Here is a 24,780-nt window from a genome sequence, read left to right as displayed (position 1 = left end):
ATTATGCTTGCTGTGCCAATATTCCGTACAGCTCCGGTCTTCTGCTGCGCAAGCTCATCTCCTGCTTCCGTTCTCTTGCGATTTCGCAAAGATCGATCGTGGCTGTCACTACTTCTTCCTCATCTCCTGCTTCACAAATCACGTCGCCCCTGGGATTGACGATCTTGCTGTTTCCGCAATAGACAATACCTGCTTCCGAACCTACCCGGTTAACGGCTACCGTGAAGATTTGATTGTCCTGGGCACGGGCTCTCGTCCGCAAATCCAGCAGGTATTCGAAATCTTTCGGGATGACCGAAGGGATAAAGATAACCTGGGCTCCTTTCAAGGCCAACACCCGGAACATTTCTCCGAATGCATGATCATAGCAGATAGCAATGCCCGTTTTTACCCCGCAAATCTCAAATATGGGAAAATCCAAACCGCTGCGGAAATATTGATGTTCTGTCGGATACAGATGCGCTTTTCGATACTTCCCGATATATTCGCCCTTTTCATTGATGACAAAAGTTGTATCATAAAGCACGCCTTCCTGGTTCCCGTCCTTTTCCACGATCGTTCCGATAATGGCTGTTCCATAGGTGCGGGCTTTGTTCGCCAACCGTTCGACGGTCGGACCTGGGATCGTTTCCGCCAACTCATAAAAGGCATCTCCGATCAAATCGAAATTGTAGCCGGTCGTAAAAAGCTCCGGGTAACAAATGACGTCCGCTTTGCCTCCCGTCTGATCCAATAAGGCTTCCGCTTTTTGCAAATTATATTCCTTGTCCATAATTTTGCTGTCCATCTGTGCAATCGCGATTGTCAGCTCCGTCATATTCATTCCTCCGTCATTTTCACAATTTCACATGATTAGCCTTTAACGCCTCCGGCTGTAAGCCCCTGAACGAAGAAGCGCTGGAGCAGAGCAAAGATCAGTAAGGTCGGTATGGTGCCGAGAGCGGCAGCGGCGAACAGGACGCCGTAATTGGTCCCCATAATGGGATCGCCGACAAATTTATACAACATGACGCTGAAAGGGAACTTGTCCTCATTAAACAGCATCGTTAACGGCAGGATAAAATCGATCCAGGTCTGCATAAACGTAAACATTGCGGCCGCCCCGATGCCAGGCAGAGCCAGCGGCAGTGCGACGCGATAAAGGGAAGCGATTTTCGAGCTGCCGTCCACCATCGACGATTCGATTAATTCGTTCGGAATGGACTGGAAAAAGCCTTTCAAAATCCAAATGTTCAGCGGCAGCGTTCTTGCGGTATAAATAAGAATCAAACCGCTGTAAGTGTTCACCAGATGCATTCGCTGCAAAATATCGAATAAAGGGACAATCGCCGCCATACCGGGGATCAGCTGGGTCGCCAGGATGGCCAGCAAAAGAATGGTCTTCCCTTTAAATTCGTATTTCGCGAGTGCGTAAGCAGCCGGAAAGCTCAATGTGACGCTTAGGGCCAGTGTACCTGCGGCCAGAATCAGGCTGTTGATCAATCCATTATCGATACCCGCTTCAAAAAACGCTTTGGTATAGTTCCCGAATTCCCATTTGTCCGGCCATATCGTGGGAGGAAACCGGTACAGCTCATCGGCCGGCTTGACGGACATGATGAACATCCAAAGAACAGGAAAGGCAATGGCGACAGCCGCGGCGCTCATCAAGATATGGATTCCGAGTGATTTCTTTCGGTTAGTCATCTGTTTACGCTCCTTCCTTCAGCGTGTTCAAGCCGAACAACCGGATATACACCAAAGTGATCAGAATATTGACAACAAAGATCAAGGTAGAAATGGTTGCGCCGAGCCCGAGGTCCATGAATTGGAATGCACTGCGCCACATAAACATTCCGATCACATCCGTACTTCCGAGCGGTCCACCCGCCGTAAGGACAAAGATAATGCCGAAGGAGTTGATAGTGTACAAGGTAATCATGATCATGTTCAAAAGCGACACATAGCGTATGGAAGGAAGCGTGATGTGAACAAATTTGCCCCAGGATGTGCAGCCGTCCACTTCCGCCGCTTCATAAAGTTCTTTGGGAATACCCTGCATGGCCGATTCCAGCATCAGCAGAGAGAAGGTGCTTCCCCACCAGACATTCGCTACAATAACGGCGGGAAGCGCGAAGTCAAAGAGCCAATTCTGCGGATCTGCGCCAAGCAAAGTGGCGAAATAATTGATAATCCCGAACTCGGTATCCAGCATCTGCAGCCAGATTAGCGAAACAACCAATTCGGAAAGCGTGTAAGGAATAATAAACGCCGTCCGGAAAAACCTCTTACCCTTGACGCCTTGGGCAGAGAGCAGGGCAGCCAGCGCAAGCCCCACGAGAAATTGCAGCGCGACCGAACCGGCTACATAGATGACGGAGACTTTCAAGGCATTGATAAATTCTCCGTTTGAGAACAGCTGCGAATAGTGATCCAGCCCGACAAACGTTTCCCCCGGATTCAGAAGCTGCTTGTCGTATAAACTGAGCCGAAAAGCGTTGATGACCGGAAACAGAGCGAAAAGTCCCATCACCGCAAGCGCGGGAAGCATCAGCAAGAAGGGGATAGTTTTGGCCCATTTCTTGCTGAATCTGGATCTGGATGAACCGGTGTTATCCCGGATCGCTGTGATCAGCGATTGTCCCACATATGCCACCACCTTTATAAAAGGATAGGGGATGGAAGCATCCCCTTACTGTAAGTTATTGCTGAGGAAGCCCTGTAACATCGCTGATCGCCTTTGCCGCTTCCGTTACCGCCTGATCAACAGGCGTTTTGCCGGATACCGTGCTCTCGATCATCTTCTGGATTTGTTCCGATACCTTTGCGTATTCCGGAATGACCGGACGGACATTGGCGTCATACAGGAAGTTGCCCGTTTCAGCGAGGAACCAGTCCTTTTCTTTGTCCAGACCTTCGGTTACCGAAATACGCGGAGAATTCTGTGCCGTGTCCACTACGAACTCCTTCATCAGTTCAGGGCCGGTTACAATTTTCAAAATTTCCATAGCGAGTTCCGGCTGCTTGGCCTGTTCATAAATGACATAGTCCATCCCGCCGGCAGATGTGGCGACTTTCCCGCTGCCCCCGGCCGGAATAGGCACGAAACCAAGCTTTTCTTTCATTTCGGCATCGCTCCACCCGGTCGTGTTCTTGATCATCGCATATTCATAGCTGCCTCCTACGGACAAAGCTACTTTGCCTGTTGCCAGCAATTTCGTGGCCCGATCCCATTCATAGGCGATCACTTCCTTGGTCGATGCCTTTTCACTCACAAGATCAGCCAGGAATTGAACCGCTGCCTTCGACTCCGGGCTGTTCAATACGACCTTCCCATCCTTGAACACATCCGCGCCGCTGGACCAGAAGAAGGGCATCAACAGACTTGTCGTCGTTTCTCCGGCTTTCAGACCGCCTGGAAACGCGATGCCTTGAGAGTTCCCGTATTTGGCCTGAACTTCCTTCTGGGAAAAATGCTTGGATGCTGACATCAATTCTTCAAAAGACTTCGGCGGCTGAATGCCCTCCTGGCTGAACCAATCCTTGCGGAACCAGATTAAAGCCATATCCGTTTGCGAACGGATTGCATAAGGCTTTCCTTCATAGGAATCACCGTTGACGAATACCGGATAGAAGTCTTTCTTAAAATCATTCTCAACCCATTCGGGATCTACCGAATTGAGCGGTTTAAGGTACCCGGCGTCCGCAAACTCCGCCACCCATACCGAGTCGATCAGGGAGAAGTCGGGAGCTTGTCCGGCTGCAGCTGCGGTTGTAATCTTTTGACGCAATTGCGGGTAGCCGAGGACAAGCTGATTGAGTTTCACTTGCTTATCAGGATGTTGTTCGTTCCAGATTTTCACCGCCTTTTCCACATAAGGAGCCCAGCGGTCCTGGTTAATGACGGTTAATTCAGTCGGTTCAGTGGAAGTCGGTTCAGCGGAAGATGCCGCTGCGCTATTTCCCCCCTGCGTATTCTGGGAAGCGCCGGAACCGGAGCTATTGCCTCCACATCCCGCCAAGATCGTCATGACTGCCATTACGAAAACCAGCACCAATACTTTCATTTTTTGCATGGTATTCTCTCCTCCTCATATTTGCCGGTGTATTTTTCTAAAACGTTTTCCGAAAAAAGGCAAAGCTATCGGGTTTCTTTACCGCATCACTCCCTTTGATTCTCAAATTAGTTGGCTGCTCCATCTGGTCTCTTGTATTTAAACGAATAAAAAGCGGAGAACTCGGCGAGAAAGCTCCTTATTCGGTCCAACCATTTCCTAAAACGTTTTAGATAAAATTTGAAAGGAAGGCATTAGCCCTCTCGTTTCGTGCCGCTGCTTTCTCTGATCACCAGTCTGGCTGGAATGGTAGCATGCCGGGTAATTCCGTCTTGGCTATCAATCAGCTGAAGAAGCATTTTTGCGGCAGTTTCCCCCATTGTAAAACGCTGTTGGTGAACGGTTGTCAATGGAGGCTGATAGTCTTTGGATTCATCTATATCGTCAAAGCCTATGACAGAAATATCTTCAGGAACCCTGAACCCCAAATCCTTCAAAGCATCAATGATTCCGAAAGCCATCATATCGCTGGATGAGAATACGGCTGTGACTCCGCTAGGCTTTGAGAAGAAACGCTTCGTTAACTGATAGGCTTTTTCCCTGGAGAACTCCCCATATAGGATCAAATCATTATTGACTTCAAGCCCATGCTTGTTCAGCGCCTGCTTGTAACCTTCAATCCGGTCGTACGACGCCTTGGCGACCTGGTCTCCAGCCATCTTCAAAATTCGCGTATGACCCAGTTCAATCAGATGTTCCACCGCCTGGAATGAGGCATTCACATTTTCCGTTTCAACGAAATTAACATTGTTGAATTGATAGGATACGCTGTCTATATAAACGGTCGGCAGACTCTCATGCAGCTCCCGGATGTTTTCATCCGTACGCTGGTCACCAGTGAGAATCAGGATGACACCATCGACACCTTTCTCGTAGCATATGGTCTTATAACTGGATGTAGTTCGCTTCTGATTGGCGAAGATGAGAATATCGTAACCCTCCGCACCAGCCACATCCTTAATCGAACGGATCAGCTCACTGAAGAACGGATTGTCGAACCCCGAGTTTTGCCTGTCTCCGAAAAAGATTCCAATGGTATTCGATTTCTTCGTAATAAGCCCCCTGGCCATTACATTAGGCAAATAATCCATTTCCTTGGCAACATCGAGGATCATTTCCCTTGTCTTGCTCTTTACATCCGAATATCCGTTCAATGCTTTGGAGACGGTCGATACTGAAACTCCAGCCGCCTTGGCGATATCTCTTATGTTAACTATAATAACGCACCCCACATATCTAAAACGTTTTCGATAACTTTTATATATTCATAATACATTCACAATCAAGTACTTGCAATGTTTTTTTGTTAGAATGTCATTAAATTTAACATTAGCCTGGATATGTTTCCTTTCATTCCTTATACCTGGAAAAAAACAGCCTGCCAATGACAAGCTGCACTTTCCTCTCCCTCCGCTTCGCCTTTAGAACTCATGATACAGCTTCATCAGCGCCCGCTTCTCCATTCGTGATACGAAGGAAGCTGCTGCTCAGACTAACGTTTGGTTTGCTGCAGGAAATAAACGGTTTTGTCATGCTCTCTTTCTAAATAAGCTGTCACATCATCCAAGGACATATTCCTGTATCCGCCTTTATCTACAAAGCGGTAAAAGCTATGAGGAAAAGCTAAGTCGAAATACATTAGGTCCAATTGGTCATCGTTCAGCGGATTTTCCCGGAGATAAGAATTCAGAAGATGATCGAACCAGACAGGGTCCCAACCTTTTCGCCGGTTCATTATTCCTTGCATAAAACGGGCTATATCTTTGGAGGGATAGTCATAACGGATGAATTCAAAGTCGATAACATAGAGACTTGCTCCTACCGTCAGGACATTGTCGCTGTGAAAGTCGCCGTGGCACAAAAAATGCTTTTGAAGAGGAGCATCGATCCAGCTTTTAAAAAAGGCATGCCGCTCAAGCCGTTCAACCAACTCCCGACCTGCTTGCTGAAAAAAATCGATATGAGACAGGATCATCTTTTTTTTGGAGGCTCTAGTGTTGTGATACCAGCTTGCCCAATGCTTCAAAGCAGAGAGTTCCCTTAGAAAAGTACTAAGCCACAACCTTTCCTGAGGAACGTATGGTCCATATTCCGAAAGGAAGCCTAGCGAAGAGGAATGCATTTTGCCAAGAAGGGCTGCCCTGCGGGTCACGGCTTCTATTGTTGTTGGAGGAAACGGAGCCCCCCGCAATTTTTCTTGCAGGACATAACGATCCCCCTCCCATAGAAAATAAGGCGTGCCTGTGAGAGTAGGATAGATCTCCGGTATATGAATTCCCTGCTGCCTCAGGAAGTGTTCGGCTTCCAAAATAAACTGAAGACGTTGTTCGCTGGTAAAAATACTTTTCAGAACATAATCCCCCTGTGGCGACTTCAAGGCGAGGACCAGCGTCCGGCCCGTTTTATGAAGGATTTCAAATTCGCAGAATGCAATCCCATATTGTTCTGAAGCGGCTTGCAGCAGCTGGTGAAACATAAAGAATCACCTCGTCATGCTAAAATGGAAGTCCGTTACTCCAGAGGGCCTTACTTACAAGAAGAAACAGCCTCTTTCGGGTCGGAAGTGGCCGGCTACCTAAATTAGTGGTCGTCGTCGCTAGATGAAGAGCTTGAATCCGAATCGGAGTCGGAATCACAAGGGCAGTGAGTATCGCACAATACCCACTCAGCATAGGGTACACTTGCTTGCGGATCTGTAAGGACCACACCCGGGGCTCCTCCATATCCTTGATAAAAGGCAGTTTTCTCTGCAGGTATTGCTGATTGGACTCGGCCATCCCCGGTGCCCGAAGAACCAACTACGCTAGAAATTTCCAGCAATCCGCAGATGGGCTCACAGCTGTCTTCACAGATTTTAAAATCGCCGGTTGCCGTCAACCGGATAACCGTATCAAATAGTTGATCGTTATCAAACGTTTTTTCAATACGCAGGCAAGTCATCGGATCAACCTTGAAGAAACCGAGATTAGTTTCAGATTCCAGAACTTCAAATGTTTGTACAGAATTACTAGTACAGGTTCCACCTGCTACTGCTACAGGTGGGTTAGGCGAAGGACATAGGGCAAGGGTCACTTGCGCTTGCAGCTTTTTGTGAGTCGGATTTTTCAGAGTAACGACAATTCTGTCGTTTATAGCAGAAGAAGAGGGAGCGTTAAATGGCGCTACATAAACAGGACCTGTAGTAATAGTGACTTGTTTGTGATCCTTATGATCCATTGTCATTATTATAAGCACTCCTTTTATCATATATTGGATGTGTTAATTCATCCTGCTACTATCAAATGCTCTGAGCAAGGAAATGCAACGGCTGATATTCTAGTTAATTAACATATATGAAATCATTAATAGTCCTTACAAGAAGAAACGGCCTCTTCCGGGTCGGAAGAGGCCGGCTACCTAAATTAGTGGTCGTCGTCGCTAGAAGAAGAGCTGGAGCTGGAGTCGGAATCTGAATCACAAGGGCAGTGAGTATCGCACAATACATACTCGGCGTAGCGTACATGGGTTTGTTCATCTGTACCCACTACACCGGAGTTTACGTAATATGCTTGATACAAGGCAGTCATCTCTGCAGGAATCGCTGTTACGAACGGACCGCCGGCGCTGCCTGAAAAACCGACTACGCTGGAAATTTCCAGCAGGCCGCAGATGGGCTGGCAGCTGTCTTTACAGATTTCAAAATCGCCGGTAGCCGTTATCCGGATAACCGAATCAAACAATTCATAGTTATTGAACGTTTTTTCAATGCGCAGGCATGTCATCGGATCAACCTTGAACGTACCGAGATGAATATCCGTTTCATTTACCTCGAATGTTTGCACCGAATTACTGGTACAGCCACCTCCACCTCCCGCACATGGTACACAAGGACTGCTGTTAGGAGAAGGACAAAGGCCGAGTTTTACTGTCGCTTGAAGCTTTTTGTTCGTCGGATTTTTAAGAGTCACAATAAGCTTGTCGTTGGGAACAATAATGTTAATGGGCGGCACATAAATAGGACCTGTAGTTATAGTGACGTGTTTCTGAGCTCTGTGATCCGTTTGCATCTTTTAGAAGCACTCCTTTAATAATATATTAGGATGTCTTAATCATCCTGATACTATTAAATGCTCGGACCAAGAAAATGTAAGGGCTGAAACTCTAGTGAATTACCATATTTTCAAGCCTTTTATATAATCATATTTTATTAACGATTCATCCCTGTTTCCTCCAGAATTAACTGTCGTCTTCCTGCCTCCAGATCGGAAAGTATTCCCTTAATTCCTCCAAAGCTCCTCGAACAAGGCTCCTCCTACACAGTAAAAAATCAATCAACCCAGTCATATCTTCCCGGGAGATATTCCACTGTTTAGGAAGCCCTTTTACCGCTTGAATAACGACTTTCTCGCTGACCTTTTCGACTAACGAGGTATAATGACCAAACGGGTCTTGGCTGTCTATATAGGGAACAAACATTTCATATAAAGGACCCCAGAATACATCCATTCTATCACTGTCATCCATAAATTCTTCTTGGTCCCAATACGGGCCGAAGAAAGCATCGGAGTGGTCTATCATTTGAATTTTGCGCTGGTCCGGTAAATATAATAGATTCGATCCGGCAACATGCCGGTCCCAGTTATTGATCCAATGATCAAATACCATCATCCCGGCTGCTTGATGCAGATTTTTGCATAATGCCAAATTGACTTCCCCCAGCAAGGTCGTCCCTTGTTCAAAATATAAACTGCCCAGGTGCAGGCCTGCAGGGATATCCATGCTTTTCAAAACAGGGAACATATCCACAAGATCCCGTGTTATCTGGATAATGCGATAGGGTGCAATCGGCAATCCAAGCCAATTCCCGAGACGATAAGCAATCAGCTCGTTGGCCAATATACCAGCACCGGAACGATTATTAATGAATTTGACAACATAGGTTTGACCGTCCTCGCATTTGAACAGATGCGGGAGTGTCCATCCATCATCCATTGGTCTAACGTATTGCACAGCCAGGATGCTCATCGGTCCTCAACCTCTTATTCGTAAGGTCCATTCCACTCCCAACTGTTGTGGTCGTCCCTGACGTAGTATTGATACTTGCCATCTTTACAAGCAATGGCTGTCAATTGCTTCTCATTGTTCTCAACCAGGATTACTTCATCATACTGTTCTGAACCGAATACTTTGGGGCCAAACCAAGGAAGCATGGGATCGTCGTTGTTTCTCCACCAATGACCAAGGCCTCCCTTCTTCAGCGGGGCAACGACTTCGAAATTACCATGGCTGCTTTCCAGAAAAGCCGGCATTCCCTTAACGCCATCCGCAAACTGTTCGGATTTGAACCATTCACCGCTATGTTCATCTCTCCAATAATGGATGAGTTTGTTACCGCTTCGGCATACCGCTTCAAGATTGCCGAATTTACCCTCAATCGCTGTTAATCCCTCAATCTTTCCGCTTCCGAATGCATAGGGTCCAAACAAGACATCTTTTGTTCTGCCTGTTTGGTTTTCCCTCCAGTACAGCAGCCCTTCATCTTCCGAGGCGGCCAGCCACTCTATCTTTCCGCCGTTATATCTGCTTCTGCGGATGAGATAAGGCATCTCACCTAGGTACTCTTCCATAAATCGTTCTTGATAATCGGGACTGAGCTGGATTTTCCGTTTCATGGCCTCCCGGATAAAGCTTCTTGCTTCATCCTTAAGTTTCCGATGGACCGGATGAATGAGGGAGCTTTCCGGTTGAAAATTCACAAGACTGACCACCTCATCGAGCGGAAAGTACGGCCGGTAACGAACGACTGAGCCAACATTCTCCTTGTAAGCATGCAATGGATAGCCCATCCGTTCAACCATCGTAACATAGACAATCTCATCTACTCCGAAGGACCTTGTACCATGGAGGTTACTTTTTAACAATTCATACTGGTCATCATGTAAAAAACGAAGGACTAATTTCCTGCTGTATACCTGCCCTACGTTGAATGACTCCCTATAAGGTTCGTTTCCGAACAGGGGGATCCATTGGTCGATTTCCTGCCTAAGTTGTACTAAGCAATAAAAATCATCATCCGGTATTTTCGTACAGACGCCCATGTAATCCTTGTCATTCATTTCATTAAGAATGTATTGCTCAAAGCCTTCTCTGGCAAACAAAACATCAGAATCCAGATTGATCAGTATATCGTAAGAATAATCAATGTCCTCGAGCCACTCCATCACTTCAAGCATATATATTGCGGTTACCCCGTAATCTAATTTTCTGCTGGTCGGGCATACCGGATAACCCAGACCTTTACATAATTCCGGGTCATCTCCACCGTTATATAAGACGACAGAACTGTTAGGACAGTAACAGCGGATATTGTCTAATAAATCGAAGACAACTTCTCTGCGATTATGCGCCAATATGGCAAAACAGATTTTGTTGCGCGAGTGGTCTGTGTACTCAGAATACGATGAATATTCCGTATAATCAGTGTAGTCACTGCTTTCTGTCACTTTAAATCACCTTCCTTAATGTTGTGCCGCTGTTATTGTATTGATAATCCCGAGTTTTGATTGGGTAGATACGTATTTCCGCATACAATTTTTAGAAAATATACGCTTATCCCTTTCCATTGTTTTCTTCAGATCATATGGTGAAAAGACATGATTATTGGAATGGAGGGGTTGACCTGTGTCGCTTGCACGAATTGACCAGCTTGTAAGCATCGTGATCCCGTGCTTCAACGCAGAATCTTACATTGAGGACTGTCTGGATCATTTATACGAGCAAACCTACCCAAACATAGAAATCATTATTGTGGATGATGCATCGACGGATGGATCTGCCGATCGTACCTTGTTGTGGCAGTCTCGCCGGCGTTTCCCCCGCTTCACACTGCTTCAGCTGCCTCGAAATGTAGGATTCTCCGGTTCTCTGACAACGGGGCTGTTTATGGCAAGCGGAGAATATATCGCCATTCACGATGCGGATGACTACTCCCATCCCGAAAGGATTCGTAAGCAGGTCCAGTTTCTGATGAACCACCCGGAGACCGGATTGGTCGGCACGAACTATATGGCTTTTGAAGAAAGCGACATTCAAAAACAAACCCCGTCGAATTGGCTAAGTTATGGTGAGGATATTCCGAGAAGATATGCGATAGGCGAGCATTGCGTGTCACATCCGACCATTTTGTTGCGAGGCAGTGTATTCGATCGCTTGGGAGGACTTTCCCGGAACATGAATGGAGCCGAGGATTATGAGTTTATTGCCAAGTGCGTTTCTAATGGCATCCGGATCGAAAACCTGCGGGAGACCCTGTATTATTACCGCTCCCATCCGTCCCAGCGTTCCCGTGAATTTTATTCGGAATAAGGAGTTGAATCAGATTGAGAAAAAAGGCAGAGATTCGCAGCAAAAAACGCCCGGTTAAGAAACGCATATACACCCAAAAGCCGATTGTACAATACGTCGTGAACGCCCAACCGCCCAAGCAAGTGGTCTGGTTAAATAAAGAAGAACCGAATTACAGCATGCAGCCGCGATATTCAGATAGTGACCTGCGCATTTTAATGGTGCTGGACCAATTTAATATCGGCGGAACCGAAACGCACGTTCTGACATGCGTACGGGAATTGCTTAGAAACGGTATTCACGTCGTTGTAGCCGGGAAACGCGGAGAAATGTGTGATGCATTCGCCGCATTAGGCTGTCCCGTATATGAGATTAACTTCGTCACGAACGAATATATAATCAATGATGCCGATGAGCAGAAAATCATCTCCCAATTAAAACAAATTATGAATACGGAAGGAATTACAGCCGTTCATATTCATCAAATCCCTTCCGGTTTTTTTGCTGCAAAAGCCGCGGATCAATTGTGCATCCCCCGTTTATGGACGCTCCACATGTTGCTTCCTTTTACAATCGCTGAGATCGAGCTGATCAGAAGCAGCGCGGCGGTCGTCTGCGTGAGCCCTTCCATAGTGAAACAACTGCCTGTCAAAGGAATGCCTGTCCAATTGATTCCTAACGGAATTGATACCGTACAGTTCAATTCCCGCTCCCTTATACAGAGTGACTTGCGCGAAGAACTGGGAATTCCTAAGGGCGCGCCCATTATTATGTACGCCGGCAGATTGTCTTGGGAAAAAGCGGATATTTGCAGAGACATCATAGAAGCATGCAGACAGTTAAAGGCCGAAAACTACCCTAACCTAAACATCCTCGTGACCGGCGAAGGGCGGCATAGTGAGGGGATAAAATCGCTGGTTGATGTAATTCACAAAGAAGCGAAAGGAAAATTCATACATTTGCTGGGGAATACTTTCAATATGTCTTCCTATTATTCCATCTGCGATGTCTTTATCGGCACCGGGAGAGCCGCTCTTGAGGCTCTGGCCTGCTGTCGTCCTGTGGTCGCTGTTGGTGTGAAGGGTTTTGTTGGACTCGTTAATCCAGGAAATTACCGGTACGCATGGGAGACATGGTTCGGTGACCATCATGCCGATGAACCCTGGTCAGTAGAGAAGTTAAAAGCAGATATAAAGCGGGCGCTGGATATGCCGGTTCAAGAGAAGATGGAAACGGGCTGGGTAAACCGGAATCTGGTGAAGGAGCAATTCAACTTCACCCGTACTACAGACATGTTAGTGAACGTATATGCAAACATTTTAAAAGACCATTATGCCCCCTATGAGGTGGAGTGATGTCATCCGATTCGGCAGCAGATAAGCTAATGGTAGTCGCTCATCCTGACGATGAAAGCATATTTGGAGGTGGAACCCTACTCCAGGAGTCAGGCTGGAAAGTAGTTTGCTTAACCAACGAAAGCAACGAGATCCGTTCCCAGGAATTCCAACAAGCAATGAATTTCGTTGGTGCCGAGTTCGAAATATGGGATTTCCCGGACGAATACGATGGAGAGTTTGATGAAGACCAAGTAAAAGACGCTTTAAGAGGCCTGCTGGATTCCGGACAATTCCATAAAGTTGTCACTCATAATCTGCAAGGAGAATACGGCCATGGACAGCACCGGTCGTTATCCCGTATTTTGCATAGTATGAAATTGGATCATTTATATGTATTCGAAACAGAGGATGATCCGCTTCCATTTCATATATTGCAATTGAAGCTCCAATTATTGCAGCACTATAAAAGCCAAATGTTTGTAATCGAACAACTGATGCCATTTATCGTGAATGAGGGGTTGATTTGGGTTGACCCGTGGGAATCTTAAGCTTCCATATACGATTTTAAAGCAGAGGTGATTTACGGTGATCATTGTTCAGGTGGCTCCGAACATCATTCCTCTTCCCGGCAGCGGAGGTCTCGAAAGGGTCGTTTACAATTTATCGGATGCGCTTGTGGATATGGGACATGAGGTATATGTGTATGCTCTCGCAGGGAGCCGAAGCCGTGCTGTCGTTATTCCGTATGGACACCGGTATGAAACAGACAGCATCAAGGATTTCGTTCTTGATACGATACCGGACAATACCGATATCATACACGACCATACGCATGATCTCCTGATTGGACAGGAAGACCTAAGCATTCCAATAGTCTCAACGATTCACACGGAATGGTCGCTTCATGTCCCGGTAAAGCATCCAGTATATGTGAGCCGTACGAAGCTTAAACAGTCTCCTAACCGGCATAAAGGATATTATGTACACAATGGAATCGACCTAAACGAGTATAAATATAGTAAGCATAAAGAAGATTATGTGCTGTTTCTAGGACGGATTGATTGGGAAAAAGGCGTGCATACTGCGATTGATGTAGCCGAAATGACAGGTATAAGAACGATAATAGCAGGCCCCGCCTGGGACGGAGATCTGTTTAATCAGATCCTTCCACGAATGAATAACAGTCCTAACATCGAATATGTCAGTGAAGTTCATGGAAAAGCAAAACAAGATTTACTGCGGCATGCCAAATGGCTCATATTTCCGACTGCTTGCGAAGAGCAATTTGGACTTGTGATGATTGAAGCGATGGCCTGCGGAACGCCTGTAGCCGCATTCCCAAGAGGGGCTGTTCCAGAAGTTCTGTCCGGGTTTCCGCAATTCTTGTGTGAAAGCGCGGAGGATATGGCGAAGATGATTATGGGGGATGCATCTGTCCATCCTGAACAGCTTCGTCAGTATGTCGCTGATCGATTTACGAAAGAAAAGATGGCTGAACGTTACTTAAAAGTATACGAGAAGGTTATTGGGCATGATCATTTCCTGTAAAGTAGACAGCTAAAAACGGCCGTTTCCCGGAACTTGACCGGGGAACGGGTGTATTTCCTATGGAATCCATTAAAGAAGCAGCCTGTCATTGGACAAGCTGCTTCTTTGTATGAGTTACGATGGTGTGCCCCAAAGCTTGTGTGAACCGCCCTGGAATGCAGCCAGTCCGCTTGACGGCGGCCAACACGCTACGCTGCAGACCGCCGCAAAGTCGCTGTTGTTCAGTTCATACAGCGGCCACGCTGATATGCTCGGCAGCTGTGGTCTGATTGCTGATAATCGCACGGATGATCGCTTCGGCCATTTGACCGCCGCCGATGAAATGAATGCGCTGCCCCGCCATTTCAACCACTCTTTAGTTGTTTTTCCAGGCCTCCGGCAGAATAAAGCCGTCATATTTATCTTGGGAATTAATATAATCCTCAAATTCCTTGGATTCGTAAGCTGCTTTCAAGTCCTTGGCCCATTGGGTGTTTTCGTCTTTTTTATTAATAGAAACAATAATGCGATGCTGTTCCGGTGTATTTTCAATCTTCAACGCTTCCGTAATTTTTCTTTTGGCGTTGGCAATGTAGTTCCCGTTTACCACTCCATAATCTACGTCTTTTAACGAAACCAGTATTTGAGCCGGATCCAGCACCTCAATTTTAAGATTAACACTGCCTGGCTCAACGCTGTTCAGGTTGAAATCCGTTGTACCCGCATCGGCTTTTACTTTTACCCAACCGAGTTCTTCCAAAATCCGAATCGCGCGTTCCTGGTTAACCGGGTCCTGTGGGACCGCTACCGTCGAACCGTCTTTCACTTCATCCAGCGACTTGAGCTTTTCGGAGTACAGACCTTGCGGCGCACCGGGTGAGAATGCGAGTCTTGTCATCTCCGCACTTAGTTCCTTATTAATAGCTTCCATATAAGCTGTGCTTTGGAAAATGCTGGCGTCAATAGAGCCTTCCTTCATAGCCGGATTAACCTGCATGTTCTGCGAGAACGTTTTGATGTCCACCTTGTAGCCTTTTTCCTCCAGAATCGGCAGAATGCCCTGGCGGAATTGCTCTTCATAAGTACCTACGCCAAAACCGACGGTAATCTCTTTTTTATCTTCGCCGGACGAACTTTGCTTTCCGCAAGCGCTCAGCACCAAAATTAATCCTACCAATACTACCGTTAATAATTTTCTCATTGTTTTGTCCCCTTTTAAAAAAATAGAATCACTTGACCCAATCCCAATCAAATTCTTTCGTAAAAGCTACTGTCGTTTCGGCCATATCATCGGCATTCTGTTCCTTGTCCAAAATATGCCGCCACCCGCTAACAGCAGGGCGATCAGCCAGTTCCCCCGACAGCAGGGCTTCAAACCTCTCTTTCTTGTGCCAGCCTCCCTTTTTAAATCACGACCCTTTCCATTTGGAAAAAAAATAATACCAATATGTTTAATTGGATTAATTATTCGGATAGTAACATACATAAAAGGACAACGTCAATACATTTTGCAGCTGATAATGAGCCTTTGACTTCATTTCAAAAAGCCTGTTGACAATAAGAAGGAAATCAGGTTAACATTCCAACAGCATCATTAACATCGGAAAAGTTTGTTTAAAAGAAGTACGCCGCACCCTGTACAAAGAGCCGGAATTATCCAATGAGGAAATTAAAACGACAGAGAATTAAGCGGCTTTATTTCCCGCGGCCCGCTATTTCTCTTTACTCGCGGAAGCGGCGCTGGTTAAACTTCTTTGAACCTAAGACACATTTCGAGGACAGAAAACGAGAGGAATAACAAGCTATGATCGAGTTGAGAGATATGTATAAAACCTTTCAGCGAAAAGGAATTAGCATTGATGCGCTAAAAGGGGTCCGCTTAAAGGTGGAGAAAAGCGACATCTTCGGCGTAATCGGATACAGCGGAGCAGGGAAAAGCACCCTGATCCGCATGGTCAATTATTTGGAAAAGCCTACGAAAGGCCGGGTGATTATTGACGGCCAGTCTCTGGACGAGCTTAACATCAATCAATTGCGGGCGGTCAAGAAGCAAATCGGCATGATCTTTCAACTTTTCAATTTGCTTGAGTCCAAAACCGTCTTCGATAATGTTGCAATACAGCTAGTATTACTGAAAAAGTCCAAGCAAGAAATTCAGCAGCGGGTATCCGAACTGCTTGATTTCGTGGGCCTTAGCGATAAAGCCGGCAGCTATCCAAATGAATTGTCGGGTGGACAGAAGCAGCGCGTCGGCATTGCGCGGGCATTGGCCTCGAATTATTACGCACGAAATGGCCGTCATCCAGGAGGTTTGCAATCGTGTAGCAGTCATGGAGAAAGGCGAGATCATTGAGCAGGGGACCGTGCTGGAAGTGTTCGGAAATCCCCAACACCCGACAACACGCAATTTTGTGCGGACAGTCCTTCATAACAGGGTTCCGGACAGTGTCAAAGAGACGCTTCAGGAAGCAGAGGGCCGGCAGCTGTTCAAGCTGGAGTTTATCGGACACGCCGCCTCACAGCCCATTCTGAATGGTTTGATTCGCCAATATCCGGTGGATGTGAATATTTTATCCGCCAATATGTCGGAAATTCAGGGAACGACACTCGGCAGTATGATTATTCAGTTAAATGGAGAATCGTCAGCAATTGATAAGGCGATTTCTTATCTGGAAGAATGCGGTGTTACAGTGAAGGAGGCATCGGAAGAGTTATGATATCTACAACGATTACACTGGACCAGTTTTTACAGGCGATATATGAAACGATTTATATGGTAGGCGCTTCCCTGCTGATCGGTTCCCTGATCGGAATTCCGCTCGGGATATTACTGGTCGTGACCCGGTCCGGCGGCGTACTGGATAACAAAGCGGTCTATTCCCTATTAAATCCGGTGATTAACACCATCCGCTCTCTGCCGTTTATTATTTTACTGGTCGCCATTATACCGTTTACGCGCTTCTTGGTACACACTTCCATCGGAACAAATGCAGCGATCGTCCCATTGATCATTTTCATTGCTCCTTATATCGGACGATTAGTTGAGAATTCGCTGCTCGAAGTCAATCCCGGAATATTGGAAGCGGCCGAAGCGATGGGCGCTACACCGTTTCAGGTTATATGGCATTTCCTGCTGCCGGAGGCGTTTGGTTCGTTAATTTTGTCGCTGACGACGGCTACAATCGGGCTGATCGGCGCTACGGCCATGGCCGGGACGGTCGGAGGAGGAGGCATTGGAGACTTGGCGATCTCATACGGCTATCAACGCTTCTACACCGTGATTATGATCTTTACGGTAATTGTTTTAATTATTTTTGTTCAGGGCATTCAATCCTTCGGAAACTGGCTGGCACGGAAAGTACGGCGTCATTAATAACAATTCATGAAAAACACAACCGGAAAACGCCAGGAAATCAATGATCAAATAAAGAAGCAGCCTGTCATTAGACAAGTTGCTTCTTGTATGAGTTATCGCTTCGCCTTATAAAACTCATGATACAGCTTCATCAGCGCCCGCTTCTCAATCCGAGATACATAGCTGCGCGAGATGCCCAATTCCTTGGCGATCTCCCGCTGTGTCCGCTCCTCGCCACCAGTGTCGAGGCCGAATCGGCCGACCACCACCTCTTTTTCCCGATCATCCAGGATATCGAGATTGCGGTAGATCTTGCTCTTCTCAATCTTGAGATCCACCTCTTTAATGACATCGTCCGTTTCCGAACCGAGGATATCGATCAGGGTGATTTCGTTGCCCTCTTTATCGGTCCCGATGGGATCATGCAGTGACACGTCCTTGCAGGTAAACTTTCATTTGGGAAACAAACCTTGGGATGAAATCTTTGGTGAGCAATCATGACAAAAATCTTTCGCTTCTGTAAACCTCGGCAACTAGGCGTCGTCAAATAACCCGAACCCAGCGCTGCCGCTTCCACCTCAAAGCCAATAGGCGATCCTGACTCGACAAATACGGAACGGAATTATGGACTTTCTCCGGTGTAACATGGACGTCATACGGTCGATCGGTAATCCGGCCCCGGTACAGCTTCAGGAGCAGCCAACGCCGAAGCGGCCGTGTCCAGACTGTCCAAGACCGAGAAGGCATCAGTTGTTCAAATCGTCATACATCGAGCCCTTTACCGTTACCCGGATTTCATCCAGCGGCTTCACGCCGACCAGCTTGCCGAGTTTACGGTAGGCGTTGGAGCTTGAAGACAGCTCCACATCGGTGAGCCAGGCTTTGACATAGTAATTGCCGTCCGCCATGCGGGCATCGGTGTACAGCGGCGTGTTGTTCGGATTTACGATGATGCTGACGGTCGTGGTCTCCGTAATTTTATACATATGCTGACCGTCCTTGACAAACTCCCGGTACTTGAAGCTGTCGAAGCTGCCCTTGGTGCTGGACTGCGAGTACCCTTCCAGGATATTTTTCCAGAAAGCGTGCGTTTCGTCTATATTATTCCGGTTCTGCGAGTGGTAGATTTCCTCCACTTCTTTCGTGTAGCGAGAGCTGTCCGTCGACCGGTCTTCCACAGCTATAAGCGGCAGGGCATTCACGCCCTTGGAGTTCTTCACGCTTAGGGCTGCCGGTTTGGGGACAATTGTATTCCCCGACCGTCCAAGCGGCTCGTTCAGGAGATTAACCGATTCCTTGTTGTTGTTAATATAGACCAGGTTGCTCTCGTACCGGAACGAATCTATCACCGCGTCCACCAGATCCTTGTGATCCTTCGTATCGTCGTCGGTAGGCTTGAACGTCACCGTCTCCAGCGTAAAGGTATAGACCCCGGCCGGATTGAAATAATAGCCCGACTTGATCGGATAGTCATACCCCTGAAGCTCGCGGTCAGTGGCGAACACGGCCTTGTCGTAATCGGATTTGTTGTTGGTCATCCGTCTTGCGGCCTCTCTGCCCTGGCTGTAGGCATTCGCCATCGTCTGCTCGCTCTTCCAGACCAGCTTGCCCGAGGCCTGCTGTGTGAACTCGCGCTCGTACTGGCCGTTCACGTCGGTCCAGTCTAACAGACTGCCGCTCTCGTCCTCATGGGCCATCCAGCGGATCGTCTTGATCTTGTACGGCTCACTGGTCCACAGCAGCTTCTTGCTTAGATCATCCTTCGTATTGTTTTCGATCCTGTCCTCAAATTCCTTAGCGGGCACGTCTTTCCGTCCGTTGTAGACGAACGCGTTAACCGTAATGGTGTCCTTACCCGGAGAGAACGGAGCCGTGGTCGTGCCGTTCTCTTCATGGGTCTCGCATTCCCTATCCCGGTTACCGTTGGAGTCGGTTACCGTTTTGCATGTCCGGTAGGTCCGGATATAGTCCCTGCTGACCTCGCCGCTGTAGCTGACGGCACCCAACTTCGTCCGCGGCATATAGGCGTTGCTCAGGTTCAGCCAGCCGCCGCCCAGCGGATTGTCGCCAAAATCGGTACGCAGGAGCTTGGCCTTGATGGTCGGCTTGCGCGTAATGGTCGAACCCGCCTCATTGACCGGCGGATTGTTCAGCACCGTGAAGCTTCGCAGCAGATTCGGGGAGTCGTTATCCACATCGAGCGCTCCGGTCGCATTGCCGTTCCAGCGTGAGCTGCCCGGTAGAATCAGATTAGCCTGGATCGCCGCCTCCTTCGCCAGGGGAAAGCTGATTTTTCTAGACAGCACATTGTAGTCGAGATCGTATTCGCCCTTGGCGGCAGGCATCGGCTGAACCTCTTTCAGTGTCAGGCTCACCGTGTTGTTCGTGTAAATGTCCTCTTCGGGGAATTTTTTCGTGTTCACGGTCAATTTCACGCTGACGTTGCCCTCCGGCATAATAAAGGACGCGTACAGCATGCGCTCGTTGTTGCCCGGGATCGTAAGGTCGCCCGAAGCCGTCTCAGCATGCCCCTTGTAGTTGGCGGGCACCGTTTTGCCGCTGCTGTCCTTGATCTGCCAGGCGAAATCGGTCGTCCGCTCCCCGTCAAAGGTGGAGTTCACCCGGACGCCGACCGTAACGGAATCTCCTGCGACCGCGCCGGAAGGAAAGTTCTCGAATGCCGTGGACAGGTCGTCCACTTGCAGCATGAACGGCGCGATCGGAATGCCCAGGTATGTGATGTTGCCTCCCGGATTGTCGATATAAATCCGCCCGGAGCCCCAGGAGAGGAAGGTGGGCGGCTGGATGATCTGCACATAGTCCACCCAGCTTCCGCCTTTTGTCGGCGTAGCGTTGAAATCATAGACGACGCGGTCTTTATACTGGCTGTTCATGTTGTTATAGATGAACTCGCTGTAAGTTTTGCCTCCGTATTCCAAATTCAGGCCGGTAATGATCGCCTGTTCAAAAGTGCCTCCCGAGCTGGCGAGGTATTTGTTCGAGGGATCGGAATAGGCATTGAAATTGCTTCTTTTGGGATTATAAGCTCGAATGACGCTGGGGTCGCCCCAAGGTTTCTTAACCATGTCAAAGTCCTGGATTTTAGTGCCGCTCCATCCCGCATACCAGGGGACCCCTTCGGCCGATACAGAATCGCCGTTGAGATTATAGCCGGAATAAGGATACATATTGCCTTTGTGAACCAGCGGCTCTCCATGACTCGCCCCATACACCATTTCAAATGTATATTCCCTGCTGTCAATCCGCTTCTGCAGCAGATCCTCCCGCAGCTTGCCCTTGCCCGTTTCCGGCGGATAATAATTCGGCTTATTGTAGAGCTCGCTCATGTCTCTGTTGATGTATTCCCGGGCTTCGGCCGGCGTTTGCGGAAAATCGTCCGGAGCACTGCCGTCCTCCGCATTTACCGAAAGGAACAGACCCGACAGCAGCATCCCCGCCGCCACTGCCGGCAGTGCGAACCGCAGCGAACAGTTGATCAGCTTTCTTCTCACTATCGTTTTCATTCCCTTTGTCTGTGTCATTATTTTGGTATAACCATAATAGCTATATCGTCATATTCACTAGAGAGGACCATAAAATTATAATTTTTCGAAGTAAACTCCTTAAGAGGCAGAATATCGCTAATTTTCGTTTTCGTTCTTGCATATTTCATTATCGAATCAACTACGTTGTCTTCAATTTTCTGGCGTAAAATAGATTCCGCTTCCTTCGCCCCTTGTACAGGATCTGAACCGGCATCACTGAACACGATGGTAAGCTGGAAGAGAACCTTGCCGGGCTCCGGTTCATCATTCTTGTATACGGTCATCCTTGATGCGCTGACATAAGCCGGTTCAAGGTTCGGCCCCATCTCGACATAATTGACCTTGAATCCGTAAACGTCTGCCGTCTTTGTTCCCGTGGAAGGCGCAGTTGTAGTTCCGCCGCTTCCGCCAGTGGTGATATATACCGTCTTCACGGAATCGTCCCAGTTCACGTTCACGCAGAGACCTTCATACAAAAAGCGCAGCGGCACAAATGTTCTGGACTCCTTGAACAGAGCGGCGGTGTCCATCTGCTTCGTTTTTCCGTCCACCGTATAGCTGGTTTTGCCGATATAGACGACCATCGTCTTGCCGTTCAGGATAATCGTCGCCTTTTTCGCTGGGCCGTCCCACAGCACCTTCGCGCCTAGCGCTTCGGTGACGAACCGGACAGGCAGCTGAACGCGCTGTTGGGCATCGATGAACGGCTGGGCGTCGGGGAAATATACCTTCTTGCCGTCGACTACGACCCGAAGTGGCAGGGTTGCCGCCGACGCCGTGAAAGGCGCGGAGAACAGGGTAATGATCAGAAATACGGCAAGTAGGGTGTTAAATCGCTTCATTAAATATTGCTCCTCTCGTCATGTGTATGCTTGTATTTGAATGCCTCGTTTTAGGCTCTCGCCAGGGAGGACAATCTCGCTTCGGTGCTGCGGTAGGTGTTCACGGAATATTTGACCGTGTCCGACTGCTGCTTCAGCGTTTCGGAGACACGGCGTTCCTTGGCCTTGACCTCCTCGCTCGCTCTTTGAAGCTCTCTGACTTGCGAGCGGACGTAGGATTCCGGATATGAACCGCTGACGCTGGAGGACACCCCGGACGCCACGCTGAGAATTCGGCTGACCAGCTCCGAGATCCGCTCTTCCTTCTGCCTCAGCAGCTTGTGCAGGGCTTCAATGCGGTTCAGATTGGCCTGAATCTGGGCGGCTCGGACCGCGCCCGCGGCCGAAACCGCAATTTTGGCCACGGTCTTGATCTTTGACTTGATGCCGATCAGCCTGTCCGTTAACGAGCGGACACTGTTCACGACTTCATCCTTCTTACGGGTGTTGGCCGATTTCATGGAATCGAAGATGTCTCCGAGCTTCTTGACGGCCTGGTCCTTCATCCGGAGGAAGCGTTCCTTCTGCGCCTGGACGAACTGGATGGTATCGGCGACAAAACGCTTGAAGCCTTCCTTCAGATCCTGGAAGAACTTCGTCACGGCCCCCTTGACCTGCTGCGTGAACTCGGCCACCTTACTGCCGATCAGCTTGGCTGCATCGACCGCCTGGAACACGAGATTGGTGATGAATTCAACGCTTTCGTCGAAGAACGTTTCCACCATCTCGGCGATGTTGGCGATCCCTTCCTTGATCCACGGAATCACCTTGTCGATAATAAAGCCGATGACATACAGCGCCAGCACGACCTTTAACGCACCGACCAGCACGGTAACCGGGCCGGCGATGAAAATCGCGGCAACAGCCGCAGCCGCAAACAGAATATGCTGAATCTCAATGTCGCCATCCCAGATTTTGAATACTTCGCGAACCAGCGCTTCCTTAAGGAAATTCGGTACGATCTCAAGCCCGACCGTCACATGGTGCACAATGTTCGGAATAACGGCGCGCATCTGGGAGTCCGACCGCCGAAAGGTCTCCCCATCTTCCTGCGCAAGGGAGAACAGGGAATGATGCGAGAACCCCGTCAGTTCCTTCGAGGTGGTGTCGATATAAATGCCGTCCGAAGGATTCATGAACAGGGCCGGCACGATGTCATGCTTATTGCGGAACTCTTTGAGCTGTCCGTTCTCATTCATCTCGTCAATCTGCGTCCGGTATTTGTCCAGCACGCTTTTATTGAAGCCGGGCGCGTTGAAGGTGGACGCGGAGACGAGCCTGCTTCTCTGCTCGTTGGTAAGAACGAATGAGGAATACAGCGCCAGGTTCCCGCCGAGAGAGTGACCGGTCAGGTACAGATCGTAGTCGCCTTGACCGAAACGCCTCATGTATTCCGTGACGTCTTGCTGCTGTACCGATTCAAGCTCGTAGGCGGTCGTCCCGTTGTTCTTCCAGTCATTCCGGTAGTACGGATCATCAATGGGCTCACTGCCGCGGAAAGCGGCTACTCTTGCCCCATTCTTCGTATCTATGGTAAAAGCCACGAACCCGGATTCATTCTGTTTATTTTTCGATACTACATTACTGATTTCCCAATTCTGATACTGGGGAGTGTCCATCGATTCAAGCAGCTTGACCCACTGATCGGATTCTTTGGTTCCGTTCAACATGCTCGGGTAACGCTCTTCAAGCTCTTTTAACCCCTCGCCTGACGTGTAATAATCGATTACCTGGCTGACGGTGATTTTATTGCCTTGACGAATGTATTTCTGCTGGATCTTCGTATTGACGCCTTGGCTATCGAGAATATCCAAGTACACCAATTGGGAGATCTTCTTCAGTTCCACTTCGGTGAGCTGGTCGCCCATCAGGACTCACCTCGCTGCTTAAGGCTTTTGAGCCTTTTTTCCCTCCAGGTGTCAAAATAAGATTCGATCTCTCCTCGGGATTCTTCAACCTGACCTTCCGTGTTCAGGGAGTATCCGACCATGGTCATGATATTAACCTTACCTTTTTCCTCTTCCTCGTCGGTGAAATACTTATCGACGGAATCATCGGATGCTTTAGCTTCGTCCAACCGATCGTAGGCGTCCTTGGTAAGGAACGTCCATGTCACCATACTGCTGACATATTGATGTTCGGTCAGCACCTTGGCAAATTCCATGTATTTGCTTGCTTCGCCATTTTGGTCCATATTCCCCTGCGCATCGATATAATCGCCGCCATTAAGATAGATGGAAACAAGCTGGATGTTCATCGGATACCGCTTCTGAAACTCCGCGTAGGACATCGAGGTATCATTTTCCTTCGGGTAGGTAAGCCGGGTATCGTTGGCGATGACGACCTTTGCATCCGGCCAGTACGTTCTCGCGAGCTCTTCAATCTTAGGCTCCTCATTGCGGGCAACCCGCTGATTAAGGTACTTGTCGTACATTTTGCTAAAGTCCTTCGTAATCTCCACCGGAACTTTCAGCGTCGCATCGTCTTTCGGCCGGGCGATTGCCTTCAGTGTATTGTTGTTCATCGTCCCCCAACCGCCGCCGATGCCGTCCAGCACGAACTCCTCGCCGTATTTTTGCTGCAGGGATTCCAGAATGCGTTTCGAAGCCTTTTCATCCCGCGATTCGCGGCAGCCGAACAGGCTGAGTAGCGTCAAGAAAGCCATTGGAATAAACACCGCCCTTTTCATCGTTTTGTTCAAGCCCGCCCACTCTCCTT

The 24,780-nt window shown here is 48.3% G+C and carries 21 protein-coding genes and 2 pseudogenes; 6 read left to right on the top strand and 17 right to left on the bottom strand.

What is annotated here, in order from left to right:
• Window position 1: 1 nt before the first annotated feature.
• The 10 genes from PUR_RS08130 to PUR_RS08085 all read right to left on the bottom strand — a co-directional run bounded on the left by PUR_RS08130 (window position 2) and on the right by PUR_RS08085 (window position 10,576).
• Window positions 2-817, bottom strand: coding sequence for a carbon-nitrogen hydrolase family protein (locus PUR_RS08130; protein ID WP_179034812.1), 816 nt, complete (start codon window positions 815-817; stop codon window positions 2-4).
• A 35-nt stretch (window positions 818-852) separates the two neighbouring features.
• A complete protein-coding gene (locus PUR_RS08125; RefSeq protein ID WP_179034811.1) occupies window positions 853-1,686 on the bottom strand; it encodes a carbohydrate ABC transporter permease in 834 nt (277 codons plus the stop codon).
• Between the two features lie 4 nt (window positions 1,687-1,690).
• Window positions 1,691-2,626 carry a carbohydrate ABC transporter permease gene (locus tag PUR_RS08120; RefSeq protein WP_179034810.1) on the bottom strand — a complete coding sequence of 312 codons (936 nt, stop codon included), beginning with the start codon at window positions 2,624-2,626 and terminating at the stop codon, window positions 1,691-1,693.
• Window positions 2,627-2,681: 55 nt separating this feature from the next.
• Window positions 2,682-4,055, bottom strand: coding sequence for an extracellular solute-binding protein (locus PUR_RS08115; protein WP_179034809.1), 1,374 nt, complete (start codon window positions 4,053-4,055; stop codon window positions 2,682-2,684).
• 233 nt (window positions 4,056-4,288) lie between these two features.
• Window positions 4,289-5,326, bottom strand: a complete 1,038-nt coding sequence (locus PUR_RS08110) for a LacI family DNA-binding transcriptional regulator (protein ID WP_179034808.1) — start codon at window positions 5,324-5,326, stop codon at window positions 4,289-4,291.
• A gap of 260 nt (window positions 5,327-5,586) precedes the next feature.
• Window positions 5,587-6,570: a CotS family spore coat protein gene (locus tag PUR_RS08105; RefSeq protein ID WP_179034807.1), complete on the bottom strand. Its 984-nt coding sequence runs from the start codon at window positions 6,568-6,570 to the stop codon at window positions 5,587-5,589.
• Window positions 6,571-6,674: 104 nt separating this feature from the next.
• Window positions 6,675-7,316 (bottom strand): hypothetical protein, encoded by a 642-nt coding sequence (locus PUR_RS08100; RefSeq protein WP_179034806.1) that lies wholly within the window; start codon window positions 7,314-7,316, stop codon window positions 6,675-6,677.
• 179 nt (window positions 7,317-7,495) lie between these two features.
• Window positions 7,496-8,140 carry a hypothetical protein gene (locus tag PUR_RS08095; RefSeq protein ID WP_179034805.1) on the bottom strand — a complete coding sequence of 215 codons (645 nt, stop codon included), beginning with the start codon at window positions 8,138-8,140 and terminating at the stop codon, window positions 7,496-7,498.
• Between the two features lie 169 nt (window positions 8,141-8,309).
• A complete protein-coding gene (locus PUR_RS08090) occupies window positions 8,310-9,098 on the bottom strand; it encodes a HipA family kinase (RefSeq protein ID WP_179034804.1) in 789 nt (262 codons plus the stop codon).
• A gap of 14 nt (window positions 9,099-9,112) precedes the next feature.
• Complete coding sequence (locus PUR_RS08085; RefSeq protein ID WP_179034803.1) at window positions 9,113-10,576, bottom strand: hypothetical protein; 1,464 nt, start codon at window positions 10,574-10,576, stop codon at window positions 9,113-9,115.
• A 178-nt stretch (window positions 10,577-10,754) separates the two neighbouring features.
• On the opposite strand from PUR_RS08085, the gene PUR_RS08080 reads away from it, so the two are divergent.
• The 4 genes from PUR_RS08080 to PUR_RS08065 are packed head-to-tail and all read left to right on the top strand — an operon-like array spanning window position 10,755 to window position 14,302.
• Complete coding sequence (locus PUR_RS08080; RefSeq protein WP_179034802.1) at window positions 10,755-11,438, top strand: glycosyltransferase family 2 protein; 684 nt, start codon at window positions 10,755-10,757, stop codon at window positions 11,436-11,438.
• A gap of 14 nt (window positions 11,439-11,452) precedes the next feature.
• The gene (locus PUR_RS08075; protein WP_232101761.1) at window positions 11,453-12,772 is read left to right on the top strand and encodes a glycosyltransferase; all 1,320 of its coding nucleotides are present in this window, start codon (window positions 11,453-11,455) and stop codon (window positions 12,770-12,772) included.
• Window positions 12,772-13,302, top strand: coding sequence for a PIG-L family deacetylase (locus PUR_RS08070; RefSeq protein WP_179034800.1), 531 nt, complete (start codon window positions 12,772-12,774; stop codon window positions 13,300-13,302). Before PUR_RS08075 ends, PUR_RS08070 begins: the two co-directional genes overlap by 1 nt.
• A 37-nt stretch (window positions 13,303-13,339) precedes the next feature.
• On the top strand, window positions 13,340-14,302 hold the full coding sequence (locus tag PUR_RS08065; RefSeq protein WP_179034799.1) for a glycosyltransferase: 963 nt from the start codon (window positions 13,340-13,342) through the stop codon (window positions 14,300-14,302).
• A 226-nt stretch (window positions 14,303-14,528) separates the two neighbouring features.
• On the opposite strand, the gene PUR_RS08060 is transcribed toward PUR_RS08065, so the two are convergent.
• Together PUR_RS08060 and PUR_RS08055 are read right to left on the bottom strand one after the other, a co-directional pair.
• Window positions 14,529-14,645 carry an NAD(P)-binding domain-containing protein gene (locus tag PUR_RS08060; RefSeq protein ID WP_179034798.1) on the bottom strand — a complete coding sequence of 39 codons (117 nt, stop codon included), beginning with the start codon at window positions 14,643-14,645 and terminating at the stop codon, window positions 14,529-14,531.
• 12 nt (window positions 14,646-14,657) lie between these two features.
• Entirely contained in the window at window positions 14,658-15,533 is an 876-nt protein-coding gene (locus PUR_RS08055; protein WP_332107938.1) for a MetQ/NlpA family ABC transporter substrate-binding protein, read from the bottom strand.
• Window positions 15,534-16,085: 552 nt separating this feature from the next.
• On the opposite strand from PUR_RS08055, the pseudogene PUR_RS08050 reads away from it, so the two are divergent.
• Window positions 16,086-16,998, top strand: a pseudogene (locus tag PUR_RS08050) (methionine ABC transporter ATP-binding protein).
• Complete coding sequence (locus PUR_RS08045) at window positions 16,995-17,654, top strand: methionine ABC transporter permease (protein ID WP_179034797.1); 660 nt, start codon at window positions 16,995-16,997, stop codon at window positions 17,652-17,654. The pseudogene PUR_RS08050 and the gene PUR_RS08045 overlap by 4 nt, the downstream one beginning before the upstream one ends.
• Before the next feature lie 95 nt (window positions 17,655-17,749).
• Here PUR_RS08045 and PUR_RS08040 read toward each other — a convergent pair.
• The 5 genes and pseudogenes from PUR_RS08040 to PUR_RS08020 form a co-directional block, all read right to left on the bottom strand.
• Window positions 17,750-18,088: pseudogene (locus tag PUR_RS08040) on the bottom strand (sigma-70 family RNA polymerase sigma factor); the annotation flags it as partial.
• A 294-nt stretch (window positions 18,089-18,382) separates the two neighbouring features.
• Entirely contained in the window at window positions 18,383-21,148 is a 2,766-nt protein-coding gene (locus PUR_RS08035; protein WP_232101760.1) for a hypothetical protein, read from the bottom strand.
• A 29-nt stretch (window positions 21,149-21,177) separates the two neighbouring features.
• On the bottom strand, window positions 21,178-22,023 hold the full coding sequence (locus PUR_RS08030) for a copper amine oxidase N-terminal domain-containing protein (protein ID WP_179034794.1): 846 nt from the start codon (window positions 22,021-22,023) through the stop codon (window positions 21,178-21,180).
• A 50-nt stretch (window positions 22,024-22,073) separates the two neighbouring features.
• The gene (locus PUR_RS08025) at window positions 22,074-23,930 is read right to left on the bottom strand and encodes an Mbeg1-like protein (RefSeq protein WP_179034793.1); all 1,857 of its coding nucleotides are present in this window, start codon (window positions 23,928-23,930) and stop codon (window positions 22,074-22,076) included.
• Window positions 23,930-24,763: a hypothetical protein gene (locus PUR_RS08020; RefSeq protein WP_179034792.1), complete on the bottom strand. Its 834-nt coding sequence runs from the start codon at window positions 24,761-24,763 to the stop codon at window positions 23,930-23,932. Before PUR_RS08020 ends, PUR_RS08025 begins: the two co-directional genes overlap by 1 nt.
• Window positions 24,764-24,780: the final 17 nt, after the last annotated feature.

This window comes from Paenibacillus sp. URB8-2 (genome assembly GCF_013393385.1).
GTDB lineage: Bacteria > Bacillota > Bacilli > Paenibacillales > Paenibacillaceae > Paenibacillus_AQ.
The sequence above is the reverse complement of the archived record's forward strand: the minus strand, read 5'-3'. Positions and strand labels throughout refer to the sequence as shown.

Coding starts and splice junctions, on each gene's coding strand:
- PUR_RS08130 (WP_179034812.1), bottom strand. CDS start 817: ATGACGGAGCTGACAATCGCGATTGCACAGATGGACAGCAAAATTATG.
- PUR_RS08125 (WP_179034811.1), bottom strand. CDS start 1,686: ATGACTAACCGAAAGAAATCACTCGGAATCCATATCTTGATGAGCGCC.
- PUR_RS08115 (WP_179034809.1), bottom strand. CDS start 4,055: ATGCAAAAAATGAAAGTATTGGTGCTGGTTTTCGTAATGGCAGTCATG.
- PUR_RS08105 (WP_179034807.1), bottom strand. CDS start 6,570: ATGTTTCACCAGCTGCTGCAAGCCGCTTCAGAACAATATGGGATTGCA.
- PUR_RS08100 (WP_179034806.1), bottom strand. CDS start 7,316: ATGACAATGGATCATAAGGATCACAAACAAGTCACTATTACTACAGGT.
- PUR_RS08095 (WP_179034805.1), bottom strand. CDS start 8,140: ATGCAAACGGATCACAGAGCTCAGAAACACGTCACTATAACTACAGGT.
- PUR_RS08090 (WP_179034804.1), bottom strand. CDS start 9,098: ATGAGCATCCTGGCTGTGCAATACGTTAGACCAATGGATGATGGATGG.
- PUR_RS08070 (WP_179034800.1), top strand. CDS start 12,772: ATGTCATCCGATTCGGCAGCAGATAAGCTAATGGTAGTCGCTCATCCT.
- PUR_RS08060 (WP_179034798.1), bottom strand. CDS start 14,645: ATGGCGGGGCAGCGCATTCATTTCATCGGCGGCGGTCAAATGGCCGAA.
- PUR_RS08045 (WP_179034797.1), top strand. CDS start 16,995: ATGATATCTACAACGATTACACTGGACCAGTTTTTACAGGCGATATAT.
- PUR_RS08030 (WP_179034794.1), bottom strand. CDS start 22,023: ATGAAGCGATTTAACACCCTACTTGCCGTATTTCTGATCATTACCCTG.
- PUR_RS08025 (WP_179034793.1), bottom strand. CDS start 23,930: ATGGGCGACCAGCTCACCGAAGTGGAACTGAAGAAGATCTCCCAATTG.